Origin of the sequence: Rhodococcus sp. D-6 (assembly GCF_040256695.1) — a bacterium.
Taxonomy (GTDB): Bacteria; Actinomycetota; Actinomycetes; order Mycobacteriales; family Mycobacteriaceae; genus Rhodococcus; species Rhodococcus pyridinivorans.
Window position 1 is genome coordinate 4,261,055 of the sequence record NZ_CP132970.1, and the last position, 16,531, is coordinate 4,277,585.

Here is a 16,531-nt window from a genome sequence, read left to right on the forward strand (position 1 = left end):
ATGCGGCCGACATCACCCCCGAAGTCCGGGGAACCCACCGACATCCGGATCGGCATATTGACGTCGGATTCAAGTTGTGATCGAGTGAGATCCCCGTCACACATCCCCTCGTACCCGGAAGGCGGACACCAGATGCCCAACCTGCTCGATCCGATTACCCGTCATGCCGCACGAGCCGACGATGCCGTCGCCCTACGAACCGAGACCGGTCCGTGGACTTATACTGCGCTGGAACAGAAGTGCCTCCGATATGCCGGCATGCTGCGCAACGGTGGTATTTCCGCGGGCGACCGGGTCCTCCTTCTGGCTCCGTCGTCACCCGAATTCGTCGTGGCATATATGGGAATTCAGGCGATAGGCGCCGTGGTGGTTCCTGTGAACACCATGTCCACTGCCGAGGAGATCGAGTACTACATTACCGATTCGGGGGCTGCACTTGTCGTCGGCCGACACGAGCTGGGACCTGCCGCCGCCGATGCCGCCACGACCGTCGGTATCGCGTATCGGGCTCTCGAGCCCGGCGGGGACTGCACCGCCGAGCCGATCGCGGATGTCGCGGACCTCGAACCCGACGCTACTGCAGCCATCCTCTACACCTCCGGAACTACCGGAAAACCCAAGGGTGCACAACTTTCCGTCGGTAACCTGCTGGCAGCGGGAGAGATCGGCGCAGCCGCCGCAGGTAGTACCTCCATCGACCGCGTCGGCACCGGCCTCCCCCTGTTCCATGTGTTCGGGCAGGCGTCGGTCATGATGGCCGCGTTCACCAGCGGCGGTTCGCTGTCGCTGCTGAGCAGATTCACTCCCGACGGCATGATCGACATGATGCGCCGGGACGAACTGACCGTCATGTGCGGAGTGCCGACGATGTGGAATGCCATGCTGCACTCCGCGGGGGACGCCGACGCCGCCGACTTCGCCCATCTCCGCGTCGCGGTGTCCGGTGGTGCTTCACTACCGGGCGAGATCGCGCGCGCATTCGAAGCCCGTTTCGGCTGCACCATTCTCGAAGGTTATGGCCTGACCGAGACCACCGCACTGGGCACATTCAACGACATCGAACGCGGCGGCAAGATCGGTTATACCGGCAGTGCCGTGCCGCGACTGCAGGTCGAGGTCCGCGATCCCGAGGGCGCACCCTGTCCTGCGGGCACCGTCGGAGAGATCTACATCAAGGGCGACACCGTCATGAAGGGCTACTGGAACCGGCCCGACGCGACCGCCGCGGTATCGACCGAGGACGGTTGGTTCCGCACCGGCGACCTCGGTGAGTTCGACGACGAGGGCGACCTGCGCATCGTGGACCGTCTCAAGGATCTGATCATCCGCGGCGGGTACAACGTCTACCCGGGCGAGGTCGAAGAGGTGCTCTACCAGCATCCCGACATCGTCGAGGCGGCTGTGGTCGGTGTCCCCGACGATCATTACGGCGAGGAGGTCGCCGCCGTCATCACCCGCAAGCCCGGTTCCGACCTCACCGAGTCCGAGGTCACCGAGTGGTCCCGGAAGAAGCTGTCCGCATACAAGGTTCCGCGCATCGTCCGGTTCGTCGAGCAACTTCCCAAGGGCTCGACGGGCAAGATCCTCAAGCGCAACATCGACCGCGATGAGTTGCGGGCCGCAAACGCATAGACGAGTCGTACCGGACTCTCGACGTTGACGTCGACAGCGGGAAGTCAGCGCCTCAACGCCGGGAGCCCGGAGCGGTGTAGGTGGTTTCGGCGACTTCAGCGTCGGAGATCCTGTGAGATCAGGGGATCGCCGAACTACTGCGTCTACGGGGTCTGCGGGACAACCCGGAGTGGGGCCGGGTCGAAGCGAGACCATACCGCGTCTCCGAGGGGGCTCGGTGCCAAGGAGGCGTGGCGTTGGTCCAACTTCATCACTGCATCGACGCCGAGGAGCCGAAGGTGGTGGTCGAGACCGGTACGGAAAATGTCGATCGCGTGCTGAACCCCACGCTCCCCGGCCGCCATGAGGCCGTACAGGTACGAGCGGCCGACCAGGACAGCGGTGGCACCGAAGGCAACGGCGGCAGCGATATCGGCGCCCTCACGTACCCCACCGTCGAGAAATACCGACGCGTCCGCACCGACGGCGTCAAGCACTGGCCCGAGCGCGTCGAGAGGTGCGACGGTCCGGTCGAGCTGGCGGCCCCCGTGGTTCGAGACGACAACACCGTCGGCGCCGAGGTCAACCGCCCGGCGCGCGAGCTGTGGATCGAGTAGCCCCTTGACGACGAGAGGCCCGTCCCACACCTCCCGAACCCACGAGATCTCGTCGAACCCGAAATTCGAGTCCGTGACCGCTTTCATGCGCGACCATATATCGCCTTGCCCGGTCAACGGAAAGGACGCCAGGTCGAGCGGCTCCGATGTCGCCACCCCTTTGATCCATCCGGGGTGTCGCGCCATTCGAAGCATGTTCCCGAATCGAACCTTCGCGGGGATGGTGAATCCGTTCCGGCTGTCACGACGTCGGTCCCCAGCGACAGGTGTATCCACCGTGAGCACCAGAACGCGGTACCCCGCTATTTCGGCCCGGTGCAACAAGTCGAGCGTCAGTGCACGGTCACGCAATACATACAGTTGAAACCACAAATCGGGCCGCGGGTCGATTCCGGCGACATCCTCTATGGAATATGTGGCCGGTGTGGACAACGTGTAGGGAATTCCGGCAGCACCGGCAGCCCTCGCCACTGCCAGCTCACCAGTTGAGTGCGAAAGCCGCGTAAACCCGGTAGGGCCGAGGACGAGTGGCATCGCCTGGCGCTTGCCGAAGACCTCGACCGACAGATCGACATCGATGCCGGCGGTGGCGCCGACGGGTCCAGGGTGGTTGTACACCCGATCGAACGCCTCGAGTGCCCGCGCCGAACTACGTTCGGTGCCGGCGGCCCCGTCGACGAAGTCGAAGACCGGGCGGGGAGCACGCACCCGCGCCGCGTCCCTGAGGTCCTCGATCGTCACGCACTTGTTGAGGACTCGTTCGATGGGGTCGGCAGGCGGGATGCGCAGATCCAACATGCTCCACAGGTAAGGAACATTTTTCAGGGCAGTGCGCATTTTCGTCACCATGTCGGAAGGTGCCTTCTTTCCAATCCAGTTGTCCAAGAAGATCAAGCTGCGATGCATCACTCGTCCGCAGGCGTTTCGACCGCCCAATGCAGGTTGCCGCTGTGAGTAACCGCTCCCCTGTCCGCGGAGCCCACCAACCGCGCGTACTTCTCGGATACTCCGGCCAAGGCCGTTTCGCGGACCCGCGGAGTCAGCTCGCGTCGACGACGCTCCAGTTCTTCGTCGTCGACAAGGAGGTCGATCGTGCCGGCCACCGCGTCGATACGAATGCGATCGCCGTTCTCGACTAGCGCGATCGGACCACCGTCGGCGGCCTCCGGGCACACGTGACCGACACACAGCCCGCGGGTTCCCCCGGAGAACCGCCCGTCGGTTACCAGCGCCGTCTTCTCCGCCATCCCCTGACCGACAATCGCCGACGTCACGCTCAACATCTCCCGCATGCCCGGACCGCCCTTGGGGCCCTCGTTACGGATAACGAGGACATCACCCTCGGAGTACTCGCGCCGCCGGACCGCGCGATATGCGTCCTGCTCGTGCTCGAAGACCCGGGCAGTGCCCTCGAACGACAGGCTGGGGGCCGCCGACACCTTGATCACCGCGCCGTCCGGGGCGAGACTTCCGGTCAGGACGACCAATCCGCCGGACGCACGGATCGGGTCGTCGGTGCGGCGCACCACATCACCATCGGGTTCTGCCACCTCAGCAAGTGCGGCGGCGAGCGTCCGCCCGTCGAACGCCAATGCGTCACCGTGGAGGTAGCCGCCGTCCAGCAACGCCTTGAGTACCACGGGAACTCCCCCCACCTGGTGCAGGTCGTGCGGCACGTACGGGCCGCCGGGAGTAAGCGCGGCGATGTGCGGCGTGCGGTGGAAGACCTCTGCCAGATCTTTCATCCGGAAGTCGATTCCGGCTTCGTGGGCAATGGCGGGCAGGTGCAGTGCCGCGTTCGTCGTGCCGCCGGTGGCGGCCACCACTGCAGCCGCGTTCTCGAGACTGCGTCGGGTCACCACCTCGCGCGGCAACGGGCCACCTCGTCGCAGATTCTCCATCAACTGCTCACCGGCGCGGCGCGCCACTGCCTGGCGCTCGGTGTACGCGGCGGGGATGGTGGTGGTCCCCAGCGGGGCCAGCCCCAGGACCTCCGCATAGGCACCGCCGGTGCCGGACGAGAACTGGCCGGGACAGGAGCCGACGGTCGACTGGATCTCGCGCGCCATGTTTTCCAACTCGTCGGCACTCATCAGACCCGCCTGGACCTTTCCGACGCCTTCGAGGACCGCTAAGGGGTTGGTGGGCTTGCCACCGACGAACCCGAGCAGCATCGTTCCGCCGTGCAGGAACAGACTCGGCACGTTCAGCCGCACCATCGCCATGAGCATGCCCGGGATCGTCTTGTCGCACGCCCCCACGCCGACGAGGGCATCGTACTGCTGAGCGCGCATCACGATCTCCACTGAATCCGCGATGGCCTCCCGCGACATGAGCGAGTACCGCATGCCCTCGTGGTTCTGGGTGAGGACGTCGGACACCGAGATCGTGGAGAACTCCCGCGCTGTGCCGCCGCCGACCTCGATACCGAGCTTCGCGGCGTCGACCTGTGACTTCAGCGACTGCGAGCAGGGGCTGACCTCGCCCAGCGTATGAGCGACACCGACGAACGGCTGCTCGATCGCCTGGTCGTCGAGGCCGGTCGACCGCAGTTGGTAGCGGTGCAGCGCCCGCTCCACACCTTGGGTGACGATCCGAGACCTGTAATCAGACATGGCATTCCTATCTGGTGACAAAGAGGTGATACGACACGTGTGCATCCATCGCTCACGTACCGGTCGACGACGGTTCGGGCTGCATGGTCGCACCATCGCGGGGCACGACGACCGGGGTGACCAACGTACCGTCCGCCACGAACTGTCGAAGATTGTCGAAGAACAGCTCACCCATCGCGGCGCGCGTCTCCTCCGTGGCGCTTCCGACGTGCGGCAACAACACGGTGTTGTCGAGACTGCGCAGCGCTTCCGGCACGTTCGGCTCGTCGACGTACACGTCGAGGCCTGCGCCCGCCAACCCGCCGGTGCTGAGCAGTTCGACGAGTGCCTGCTCGTCCACGAGGCGTCCACGGGCGATGTTGACCAGATAACCGTTCGCGCCCAGAGCCTGCAGCACGTCGCGGTCGATCATCCCGGTATTGTCCGGTCCGCCGGACGCGGCAACGATCAGCGCATCGGATCGCGACGCCAACCCGATCAGACTGTCCACGTACGGATATACCACGTCGGGCACGGGCCGGCGATTGTGGTACGCGATGAGACATCCGAACGCCGACAGTCGTGTTGCGACGGCGCGACCGATCCGGCCGAGTCCCACGATGCCGATGCGCATCCCGCTGACATTGCGGGTCATCGGGAACGGGCCTTCCGGCCACCTCCCTGCCCGGACGAACCGGTCCGCCGCCGAGAACTGGCGCACGGTGTCGATCAGCAGTCCCACCGCGGTGTCGGCGACGCATTCATCCAACACACCCGGAGTGTTGCTCACACCGATGCCGCAGCGCCGGGCGTGGCGGGTATCGATCTTGTCGACTCCCACACCGAGGTTCACCACGGCCGTCAACCGCGGCAGCCGGTCCATCAGTGCCGCATCGACCGTGCCGAGCGACGAGCACACCACAATGTCGGTGTCTTCGATGGACGCGGCGCCGTCGGACAGTACCGCCACGTCGAACCGTGCGGACAACACGGCCGCGGCTTCTGCCGGAAACGGCTCCACCAGGAGGATCCGGACCGATCCCGCATCCCGTGTCACGATGCAACTCCTTCGAAGAACCGGTGCCGCAGGGAGGCGAGCCGGGTGTGGTACTCGTCGACGTTGGCCAGCTTGACATGTTCGTAGCCGCGCACCATGTCCGGTGCCGAGGCGATTTCCACGGCCACCGCATGGTTGTCGGTACAGATCGCGGCGCCGATCTCGTCGACCACACCGATGTATTGGTCGACCAGCTCCCGCTCCAGCCGGCGCATCTGGGTGTAGCCGAACACGTCGAGGCGTGTGCCGCGCACTTTTCTCGCCGCGCGCAGAGCTGCATACGCGGGCGCGAACCACGGCCCGAGCGAGATCTTCTTCTTCATTCCCAGTGCCCGCAGGATCGGCGGATGCAGCTTCCAGGTGACTTTCACCTTGGGGCCGTATGCAGCGGCGATCCTGCTGCGTTCGGTGGCATCGAGCGCAAGGCGGGCCACCTCGTACTCGTCCTTGTAGGCCATCAGTCGATACAGGTTTTCTGCGACAGCCGTGGTGAAGTCGTCACCGGGAGTGGCGTCGCGTTCGGCGGTATGTGCCCGGGTTACCACCTCGACATAACGACGCGCATACGCGACGTTCTGGTAATCGATCAGGTCGTCAGTGAAGCGAGCAATCGTGTGCCACAGTTCGGTGTCGCGTGCCACGCCGGTCGAATCCACCAACTTCACCGCGGTAGCGCTCGGGGCCTTCCGCTGCTCGTTCACCGGATCCAGCTGCGCGAGAACGTCATCGAGCCCTGCCGGATCGCAGACCGATTGCCGCCCCCGACGGAACGCCTGCAGGTTCGTCTCCACCGCGACGCCGTTGATCTCGATCGCCCGTTCGATCGACGCAGCCGACAGTGGCAACACACCCGACTGGTAGGCCACGCCGACGAGCATCATGTTCGCGTACTGGTCGCTGCCGAACAGGTCCAGTGACAGCTGTTGAACGTCGATGTACGTGTTGCGGTCCGCACGCGTGCGGGCGTCGATCCCTTCGGCGAGGGAGCCGTGATCGATGAACGCTGTTTCGGGTTCACGGATCATCGCGCCGCTGGGGACGTCAGCCGTGGACACCACCGCGACGGTGCGCTCCGGATCCGCGACCACCAAGTTGTCCAGGTTGCCCGCAACCAGCACGTCGCACCCCAGATACAGGTCGCAGGTCGCCGCCGAGACCTTGGGTGAGAGCGACCGCGTAGCCCGGGTGAACTTCACGTCGCTTACCACCGGCCCCGCCTTCTGCGACAGGCCTACCTGGTCCAGACTGCGTGGTGTCAACCTGTCCATGTATCCGGCAACAGCCAGGGTCTGCGCCACAGTCACGATGCCGGTGCCGCCGATCCCCGTGATGCGGATATTGAACTCGTCCGGCGCGACGGTGGAGCCGGCCGGATCGGGAAGCACGTCACGGCTCAGCGGCGCGGCAACCAGCCGTTGCGGCCCCGCATAGGCGCCGTCGGGAATGATCTCCATGAACGAAGGGCAGTCACCGGTCATGCACGTGAAGTCGGAGTTACACGACGCCTGGTGGATCTGCGTCTTGCGGCCGAACTCGGTATCGACCGGGACAACAGACAGACAGTTCGATTTGCGACCACAGTCACCGCAACCTTCACAGATGCGCTCGTTGATCACCACCCGCATCGCCGGTTGCGGAGCCTTGCCACGCTTGCGGTCCCGGCGCAGTTCGGCCGCACAAGGTTGGTCGTGGATCAACGCGGTGGTGCCGGGGATCGCCCGCAGCTTTTCTTGCAGGGACAGCAGTTCACTTCGGTCGTGGACCGTGGTTCTGTCCGGTAGCCGCACGCCCTTGTAGTTCTCGGGATGATCGGTCGTGATGCATATCCGCTCGACACCTTCCGACACCAACGTCCGGGCGAGCGTCGGCACCGTGTACTCACCGACGGCGTCCTGACCACCAGTCATCGCGACCGTCGAGTTGTACAGCACCTTGTAGGTGATGTTGGTTCTGGCGGCGATCGAGGCCCTGATCGCCATCAACCCCGAATGCGACAGCGTCCCGTCACCGAGATTCTGGAAGATGTGATCGGCATGGACATACGCCTGCTGCCCGATCCACTGGGCACCCTCACCGCCCATCTGGGTGAGGCCGGTGACATCGCCGACCTGCCCGGAATCCATGAATGTGGTCATACCGTGGCAACCGATACCGGCGCCCATCAGCGAACCTTCGGGAGCCTTCGTCGAACTGTTGTGAGGGCATCCGGAGCAGAAGTACGGGGTGCGGGAGGCAATCGTCAGCGGAAGACGAAGGGTCGACGGCGTAGCCAACCGGCGAACCCGATCACGCACCGAAGTAATATCTCTGCTCGCAAGGATCATGGGAGCGAGAACCTTGGTAATCGCGTCCGCGTCGACACCGCCGTGGCTCGGCAGCAGCGTCCGCCCCTGTTCGTCGGTCTTGCCGACCACACCGGGTCTGTTCTCGAGCCCGTAAAGCGCTTCCTTGACGAGGGTTTCAAGGAACGGTCCTTTGTCCTCCACCACGAGCACCTTGGTCAGCCCGTGCGCGAACTGTTGCACGATCTGCTCGTCCAGAGGCCAAACCATGCCGATCTTGAGAATCCGAATTCCGGCCGCGGCCACATCGCCGTCGTCACAAAAACCCATGTCGGACAACGCCTGCCGAACCTCAAGGTAGGGCTGCCCCGCGACCACGATACCCAGTACGTCATCGGGTCCCGACGCCACGATCTGATTCAGTCCGTTCAGGCGCGCGTATTCGAGGGCCAGCGGTAGACGCACCTCCAACAGGTTGCGCTCCGCGGCCACCGCCGCCGCCGCAACCGGTTTCGTCATCACCTCATGCTCGTAGCGGCGACCGTCGACGAGCGGGAAAATCGGATCGAATCCGTCCGTGTCCGCTTCGACCAGTGCCAGCGAATCCGCCACGTGCGTGGCAACTTTCATGGCAACCCAGACTCCGCTCGCCCGCGACATCGACACCCCGTGCAGGCCCCAGCGCAACACCTCCTGCGCATCGGCCGGCATCAACGTCGGAACCAGAGCCGACCGGAGCACCGTTTCCGAACCACACGGTACGGTCGATGATTTCGCGGTCGCATCGTCACCGCAGAACGCCAGGACACCGCCGTTTGCGCTCGTACCCATCAGGTTCCCGTGCCGGATCGCGTCGAGCGCCTGGTCGACACCCGGTGCCTTGCCATACCAGTAGGCGGTAACCCCTGCATACGGCGAGCCCAACTGTCCGACCGATTGGGTGCCCTGCACCGCAGTGGCAGCCAGGAACTCGTTCATACCGGGAGTGAAATCGACGCCATGCTCTGACAGCAGTCCCGAGATCGGTCGCATCGTAAAGTCCAACGTCCCCAGTGGTGATCCCTGGTAACCGCTGACGAACGCACGGGTGGTCAGATCTTTCCGCGCGTCGACTCGGCGCATGTCGAGCGGCACACGGCACACGGCCTGCACCCCGGTGAGCAGTATCGGTCCGTTGACGGCGGCGAATCGGTCCGCAAGATCGAGTTGGCGAGGCAGAGCCTCGGCGTCAGGCATCAGCGACATCGTTTCAGTACTCCTACAGCTGGTCGTAAACACGAAGTTAAGATGGTCCGACCCGGAACTCCATGACTGAATTGCGCAAAAGGAGAGCTCAGATTTGTGCAATGCACAGAAGAACCAGTTGCACCTTGCTGCTTTGCTCGAACAGATCACCGACAACGCCTCCCAGCTGTCCAACCTCGTCGTGAGCCGCATCCGGTCTGAAGTGCCGCACTACTCGGCAATTCCCTTGCCGTCTCATCACGAAGCGGTGGAGCACCAAGTTGTCGGCATCCTCGCCGGACTCCGGGAGCACAGGACGCCGAGTGCCTCCCATATTTCGAACGCGCGGAATCTGGGCCGAGAGCGCGCCACGCAAGGCATTGCTCTTCGCGACGTGATCGAGGCATATCACGTTGCCTACCGTGAGATCTGGAACGAACTGTTGGCGTTGTCGCGAACCGAGAATGCGGACAGAAGCGAACCGCTCCTCGCTGCCGTGGCGTCGCTGTGGAACTGGTTCCATCGGTTGAGCGCGGCCGTCGCAGAGGGGCATTCCGACGAACTTCGTACGACTTCCACGACGCGAGCGGTGATCCAGCGAGAGTTTCTCGACGCTTTGGTGGCAGGCAGTGCCCCACAGCACCCGGCGCTCGCAACCGGCCTCGGGTTCGATCCGGACGCGTCCTTCCAAGTCGCCTGCCTGGAGGGTCTTCCCCGGCACCTGATCGCGCGTCTCGACGAGGAACTCGCCGACAACGGCGGGGCGGTACTGTACGACGACGAAAGCACGGTGGTAGTTCTGCAGAACCACCCGGCGTCGGACTTTCTGGAAAGCATGCACGCGCTCGCGTCCTCCGCGATCGCGGGAATCGGCCACGCCCGGACCGGAATGTCGGGGGCGACGGAGAGCTTGAAGGATGCCCGACTGGCACTGGACCGAGCCTGCCGACTCGGCCGCAGCATCATGCTGGCCGACGATTGGCTCATGGCAGTCCTCGATGATTCGGCCGCTCGTCTGGACCCTCTCCTTCGACACGGCATCGACGTGGCCGCCCGCAACAATCGACTTGCCGACACGTTGCGGGCGTTCGCCAACAGCGGTTTCTCCCTCTCGGTCTGTGCGCGGGAGCTACGGATCCACCCGAACACGGTGAAGTACCGACTCGATCGCTGGCGCGACCTGACCGGATGGGATGTGCATAACGTCGAAGGCCTCGTGGCGTCGCTGCGCTGCCTCGAAGGTTGACGAGTGCGCGGAAGCCGGACTCATCGTCCCGGTGCCACTTCGTCCGGAACCGATGTCTCCGTCGTCACAGACGCATCGTCGAGCCCCCGGCGCATCCCGAGCAGGACGAGCGTGGCCACGACCAGCACCGCACCGATGATGTACATCGGGGCGTCGAAGGTCCCCGTCAGATCCTTCATGTATCCGGCAACGTACGGTCCGATGAACCCGCTCAGGTTCGCGAAAGAGTTCATCAACCCGATGCCCGCAGCCAACGCCATTCCCGTGAGAATGCGCGGCGGGATAGCCCAGAAGGTGGACGTCGCGCTCAGCACACCCGACAGCAGCAGCGCGATGCCCAAGAGCATGACATACGGCGACGAATTGCCGAGGACGGCGATCGTAATTCCGGCTGCGGAGACCAGCATGGAAACCGCTGTGTGCCAGATACGTTCGCTCTTCCGATCGGAATGCCGACTCACGAGAATCATCGCGACGGTTCCTATAGCGAACGGCACCGCGGTGATGAGCCCGACTTGGACAAGCGAGAATTCGACGCCCCAGTCCGCAGACATCCCGCTGATCATCTGCGGGAGGAAGAAGGACACGCCATAGAAGCCGTAGAAGATGCCGAAGAGCACCACACTCAGGCTTACGACCCGAATGTCCTTGAGTGCGCTGAACACCCCGCGAGGTCCGTTTGCCGTTCCCTGCCGGCTGACAGTTGCCTGAGCCTCAGCATCCAGTGAACGCTCCAGCCAGCGTCGTTGCTCACCGGTGAGCCATTTTGCTTCTGCAGGACGACTGGTCAGGTAGAAGAACGTGACGACACCGACGATGACAGTCGGTAACCCCTCGATCAGGAACATCGCCCGCCAACCCGCAAGGCCGAGGAAACCGTCGGCGTGCTGCATGATCGCGGTCGAGAGAGGTCCACCGAGCACCGACGACAGCGGGACCGCTATGTACAGCAACGCGACGATGCGCGCCCTGTGACGTTCCGGGTACCAGTAGGTCAGGTACAGGATGAGACCGGGCAGCAGCCCGGCCTCAGCGAAGCCGAGCATGAATCGTGCGATGAAGAACTGCACTTCCGTCTGGACGAATGCCGTCGCTGCCGACACCACTCCCCATGACACTGCGATACGGGCGATCCAGATTCGCGCTCCGACCTTGTGCAGGATCATGTTGCTGGGCACTTCGAATATGAAGTATCCGATGAAGAACAGGCCGGCGCCGAAGCCGTATGCGGCCTGACTCATACCCAGATCCGCGTTCATTTGCAGGGCAGCGAAGCTGACGTTGACTCGATCGAGAAAGTTGAGGAAGTAGAGTAGTACCAAGAACGGAAGCAGACGTCGAGTGATACGCCCGATGGTTACCTTCTCGATTGCATCGCTCTGGTCGGTGTCGATGTGATGGGCCACTACCCACCCTCCTGTTGTGTGGATTGCGTTGAAGCCGTGACGAGTACGTCTGACGAACTGACCCGATCATCGACGCGAGGGCACCGAACATGCTGGTGCAATCCCCGATCCGGGTTTCTGTTATGTTTATTTTGTCCGGCTCTGTGTCATGTGAAGGTTCAACCGCGCCGGAACACCGGCGTCGCGGAAGCTGCGAAGTCCGCGATCAGTTGCCCGATCTCGTCGGGAAACTCGTCTACAAGGAAGTGACCGGCACCGGCAACCTCACCACCGGTCACCAACTCTGGTCGACGGGAGAGTTCGCGCCAGACGTCCACCGGAGAATGACCGGCACGCGCAATCATTCCGTTCGCTCCCCAAGCAACGTGGCAGGGGCAGTCGATGAGCCGTCCAGCCTCTCGACTCTGCGCATCGTGTTGCAAGTCGATCGTGGCCGCCGCACGGTAGTCCTCGATCGTTGCCAGACGACGCATCGGATCAGCGAACAATCGTTCGTATTCGGCCAACGCGGACGGATGGTAAGCGTCGCCTTTGGCCCCGACGGCACTGTGGCCGCCGACACCCAGCACCGAATGCAGGTAGCCGATCGGATCGGCTTCGAGGAACTTCTCCGGCAGCCCATCGGGCTGGGGAAACATGAACCAGTGGTAATAGGCAAGGGCGAGTTCGGCATCAACGTTCGCGTAGACCCATTCCGTCGGCATGATGTCCAACAGAACGATCCCGGAAACCGCGTCGCTGAAGTCCAGGGCCATACGATGTGCGGCGCGGGCACCGCGGTCGTGCCCGACAACGACGAATCTGTCGAATCCGAGTCGCTGCATCACCGCCGCCTGGTCTGCTGCCATGGCACGAAAGGAATGTGGCGAGTGCGTGGAATCGACGTCGGGAAGGGTGGAATCACCGTACCCGCGTAGATCCGTCACCACGACAGTGAAGCGTTCGGCCAAAACCGGAGCGACCCGATGCCACATCACATGTGACTGCGGAAACCCGTGCAGAAGAAGAATCGGCATACCCGTGCCGGCCCTCATCCCATGGATGGTAATGCCGTCACCGGTCATCGAATCGAAGGGCTCGAATCCCGGAAAGAGTTCCTGTGCCACCGTGCTCACTGACATCTCCTTTGTCGGATACCCACCCCCGCGATGTGACGTGCACCATGAGCTTCTCATGGCAACCTCCGGAAGGATCTTGTGAGATACGAAGAAATGACGCGATAGGGCTGAGGTTTTCCAGAAGTACCGCGGCGTTCCTACGTCTTCGCCAGCGATCGCATTGCCACGTAGTCGAGCAAGCGTCGGTCATGATGGCCGTCCTCATCAGCGGGACATCCACCGTGGCGAGCTGCGGGCCGCGAAGGCGTGAACGATTCGTTCCGGGCTCTCGACGTCGACGCCGACGTCGAGAGCATTGACGATCAGCGTCTCAACGCCGGGAGTCCGAATCGATCGTGCAGTTCCCGCGCTGTGCCGGCACCGTCGCTGTGAAGGACGCCAGCGATGCCGAGCCGGGCTGCACCGTCGAGATTCTGCTGGAGATCGTCGACCATCACCGCACTCTCGGGCTCGATACCGAGGCGGTCACAAGCGATCCGGTAGATCCGGCGGGAGGGCTTACGGATACCGACCTCTGACGAGATGATCACTACGTCGGCCAAGGCCCCGAGGTCGAAGCCTGCATAGGTATCCCGTCCGAAAGCGTTGGACACCAAGGCGACCGGGACTCCAGCGGACCGCAGTCCGTCGAGTAGCTCGATGGTCTCCTCGTCGCGTGCGAGATTCGCCTGCATTCGAGCGGCCAGACCGTCGGCCTCGACCTGCGCTCCGTGTACGCGGCGGCGCCGAGCGAAGCATTCCTCGAAGGCGTCTGTGCAAATGCGGCCGCATTCGTAGTCGGACAGGAGAGTGCGCGAGGCTTCGTCCCGAGAGAGCAGCGTCAGTGGCAGTTCCGCATCGCCGACCTCGGCACCGATCGACCGGAATGCGGAGAGAACACTTGTGGTCACCACTCCCCCGAAGTCGATCAGCACCGCAGTCCGACCGGTCTCCACACTCGATGTCATCTGCGTTTCGCCCTGCTCGCCGTGGCCTCCAGTGGACCCTAAGTTGAAGATGAAGTCAATGTTGGTTCAGTTCCCGATGGGAGACTGGGGAACGGCGAAGAACGGTCAGGACGGGCGGGGGATGCGGAGCGCATTGACCCACAGTCGGGTCGCGGTGCGGACCAGTTCGTCCGCATCCGTACTGTCGTCGAACTCACCGCTGACGAAATAGCCGAAGGCGAGTCGACTGATCATTCCGGACAGAGCCCGAGATGCCAGGAGAGGATCGATCTCGGCCTCGGCCATACCGCGATCTTGTAGGGACGCGATGCTGCGGGCATTGCGCTGGATGAAGGCATCGGCCCGCTTCTGGCGCAGCTTACGGAACTCGGGATCGATATTGGCGACCTGCTCAAGCAATCCCATGAGCTTCGCATTACGCCGATACGCCTCGAAGTACGCCCGGTTGCTCGCCTCGATGATCGCCGCGGGGTCGTCCGCGGCGGCCACGTGCGGCATACCGGGATGCATCATGTCCTCCTGCGCATTCTCGAGAACTGCAGTGAAGATCTCCTCCTTACTGGAGAAGTACGTATAGAAGGTGCCGGCCGAGCACTTGGCCTCGGTGGTTATATCGATCAGCCGGGCATCTAGGTAGCCAAGGTGCTCGAACACCGTGCGGGCGGCCGCGATCAGCGACGACCGAGTGCGCAGTCCGCGTTCGGTGGTGGGAAGGTCGCGGAGCAGCGCGGAGTTCACCATCGACGGAGGAGTGTTCTCCGGATCTTCCTCTGGAGCAGAACGTGACATACCACAGTTATAGCAACGACCGTCGGTGCGGAAAGTCGTCCGCCGGGGGGCTACCGCATCAGATGAGCCACACAGGTCCGAGGGGTTTCCCATGGAACGAGTCGATTGTCGGTGTCCGGTGCGCCGAGTCGAGCCAGGACGCCGCGCATCAGTCCGAGATGCAGCGCGCACACGACGGGCGGGTTCTGCCGGGCGACCGATTCGAAGGGGCAGGCATGCAAATGGATACGTACGTCCTCTTTCGAAGCCTCGAGTTCGGGATCGAATCTCATCTCCGCGAACAAGGTGGTGACGATCCTGACCGCGCCCTCGAGCGATCGGGGCGCACCGCGGCAGGCCGCGAGATCCTCGAGCGTCCACGCACGGTGCCCGCTCAGGCACCGTTTCGGTGCGCTCGTAGGACACCACACAACCAATTTTAGCACACGTGTTCGAATCGAGGGTTACAGTCAGTGGGCGGCAGGTCGATGGAGGGACGCGAGAGCGGACTTCGGGAAGCATCGGCCCGCCACATCGTTTCCCCAGGAAAATCGGCGTCGAGAGCGGAAGAACCTCCGATCCCGGGCACCCCCCAGAACCTGTGCAAGCCCTCGGCTTGCCCCTGAACCCCCGGCCGGCTCCCTGTACTGCCGGCTGCCGCAGCTGCGGACCTCGAGGTTCGAAAAGGGGTCGACCCGGCATACTTCGATCCGGCCATCCCCGCCGTACCCCTTGCGGCGGGGATGCTTTCTGCCGTGGGGCACTCACTCATCGCCGACCAGGGCCGCGACGTCCGTAGAAGGCCTCGGTTTCGTCTGCCCACCTGAGCCCGGGCCCGGCGTGATCGCATCCGTCCAAGCCGGTGCGTGGTCGAGTCCTCAGATGGCGTGCATGGTGAGAGGCCACCGACACGCACCGAGGACAACGATGTTCACCGCACTACGCGGCCGATTCCGCACACGATCGACCCCAGCCCACGCGCCGACCACCGAATCACACCGGGCCGGCACACCCGCGCAGACGAAGGCCGACGCAGCAGCGCACACCCACGCCCAGGCGCAGATCGGGAAGTTGGACAGCTACCTCGGCTCGCTCACCGAACCCGACCGCGCCGAGTACATCGCCGCAGCACAAGACCTCAAAGACGCGATGAACGAGACCGGCACCCAGGACTTCCGAGCCTGCTCCCGAGGTGCACGGCCACCCGCCGACGGCAGCGTCCCGGACGGAATCCGCTCGCTTCAGCAGCTGCGGGCACTTGCTCGCACGATCCGCACCTCGAGCCGGCCGGACCCGACGGAAATCGCCGCTGCGACGAATGCAGGCACGTCCGCTGCGACTCCACGCACCGATCCGAGAAGCAGCGACGACACCGACCCGGACCCGGCCGGGCAGCAGAAGCCATGAACTGCACCACCGGCGAGGCTGGGGCCACGGTGTTGGTGATCGCCGGTCGCAGCATCGACATCGACACCGCGGTCGCCACAGTCCACGGCTATCCGACGGTGACCGTGGCCCGCTACGACCTGTCCGGCCCCGGAACGCTTGAGCCTGGATCCACCGCGAATGTGACGGTGTGAGCGTGTCGTAGAACGCGAGAGCCCCTGCCAGGCAGGAGAATCTGAGTTACCACACAAAGATTCCGGTACCAGAACAGAGGC

12 protein-coding genes are annotated in these 16,531 nt (G+C 63.8%); 4 read left to right on the forward strand and 8 right to left on the reverse strand.

Features of this window, described 5'->3' with window-relative positions:
• The first annotated feature begins 132 nt into the window (after positions 1-132).
• Positions 133-1,632, forward strand: a complete 1,500-nt coding sequence (locus RBB84_RS19980; RefSeq protein ID WP_033097498.1) for an AMP-binding protein — start codon at positions 133-135, stop codon at positions 1,630-1,632.
• A 143-nt stretch (positions 1,633-1,775) separates the two neighbouring features.
• On the opposite strand, the gene RBB84_RS19985 is transcribed toward RBB84_RS19980, so the two are convergent.
• The 4 genes from RBB84_RS19985 to RBB84_RS20000 are packed head-to-tail and all read right to left on the reverse strand — an operon-like array spanning position 1,776 to position 9,406.
• Complete coding sequence (locus RBB84_RS19985; protein ID WP_019290711.1) at positions 1,776-3,134, reverse strand: alpha-hydroxy acid oxidase; 1,359 nt, start codon at positions 3,132-3,134, stop codon at positions 1,776-1,778.
• A complete protein-coding gene (locus RBB84_RS19990) occupies positions 3,134-4,843 on the reverse strand; it encodes a dihydroxy-acid dehydratase (protein ID WP_247848149.1) in 1,710 nt (569 codons plus the stop codon). Before RBB84_RS19990 ends, RBB84_RS19985 begins: the two co-directional genes overlap by 1 nt.
• Positions 4,844-4,895: 52 nt before the next feature.
• Positions 4,896-5,879 carry a 2-hydroxyacid dehydrogenase gene (locus RBB84_RS19995; RefSeq protein WP_350246630.1) on the reverse strand — a complete coding sequence of 328 codons (984 nt, stop codon included), beginning with the start codon at positions 5,877-5,879 and terminating at the stop codon, positions 4,896-4,898.
• Complete coding sequence (locus tag RBB84_RS20000) at positions 5,876-9,406, reverse strand: indolepyruvate ferredoxin oxidoreductase family protein (RefSeq protein WP_350246632.1); 3,531 nt, start codon at positions 9,404-9,406, stop codon at positions 5,876-5,878. Before RBB84_RS20000 ends, RBB84_RS19995 begins: the two co-directional genes overlap by 4 nt.
• Positions 9,407-9,500: 94 nt before the next feature.
• On the opposite strand from RBB84_RS20000, the gene RBB84_RS20005 reads away from it, so the two are divergent.
• Entirely contained in the window at positions 9,501-10,631 is a 1,131-nt protein-coding gene (locus RBB84_RS20005; protein ID WP_260783027.1) for a helix-turn-helix domain-containing protein, read from the forward strand.
• 20 nt (positions 10,632-10,651) lie between these two features.
• Here RBB84_RS20005 and RBB84_RS20010 read toward each other — a convergent pair whose 3' ends face one another.
• From RBB84_RS20010 to RBB84_RS20025, 4 genes are all read right to left on the reverse strand, one after another.
• Entirely contained in the window at positions 10,652-12,037 is a 1,386-nt protein-coding gene (locus tag RBB84_RS20010) for an MFS transporter (protein ID WP_260783026.1), read from the reverse strand.
• A gap of 158 nt (positions 12,038-12,195) precedes the next feature.
• Positions 12,196-13,152 carry an alpha/beta hydrolase gene (locus RBB84_RS20015; protein ID WP_016931662.1) on the reverse strand — a complete coding sequence of 319 codons (957 nt, stop codon included), beginning with the start codon at positions 13,150-13,152 and terminating at the stop codon, positions 12,196-12,198.
• 305 nt (positions 13,153-13,457) lie between these two features.
• Positions 13,458-14,102, reverse strand: coding sequence for an HAD family phosphatase (locus RBB84_RS20020; protein ID WP_252173358.1), 645 nt, complete (start codon positions 14,100-14,102; stop codon positions 13,458-13,460).
• Between the two features lie 105 nt (positions 14,103-14,207).
• Positions 14,208-14,843 (reverse strand): TetR/AcrR family transcriptional regulator, encoded by a 636-nt coding sequence (locus RBB84_RS20025; RefSeq protein WP_019290640.1) that lies wholly within the window; start codon positions 14,841-14,843, stop codon positions 14,208-14,210.
• Positions 14,844-15,797: 954 nt separating this feature from the next.
• Between RBB84_RS20025 and RBB84_RS20030 the strand changes: the two genes are divergently transcribed.
• Complete coding sequence (locus tag RBB84_RS20030; protein WP_350246634.1) at positions 15,798-16,277, forward strand: hypothetical protein; 480 nt, start codon at positions 15,798-15,800, stop codon at positions 16,275-16,277.
• Positions 16,274-16,450 (forward strand): hypothetical protein, encoded by a 177-nt coding sequence (locus tag RBB84_RS20035; RefSeq protein WP_350246635.1) that lies wholly within the window; start codon positions 16,274-16,276, stop codon positions 16,448-16,450. Before RBB84_RS20030 ends, RBB84_RS20035 begins: the two co-directional genes overlap by 4 nt.
• The last annotated feature ends 81 nt before the right edge of the window (positions 16,451-16,531 follow it).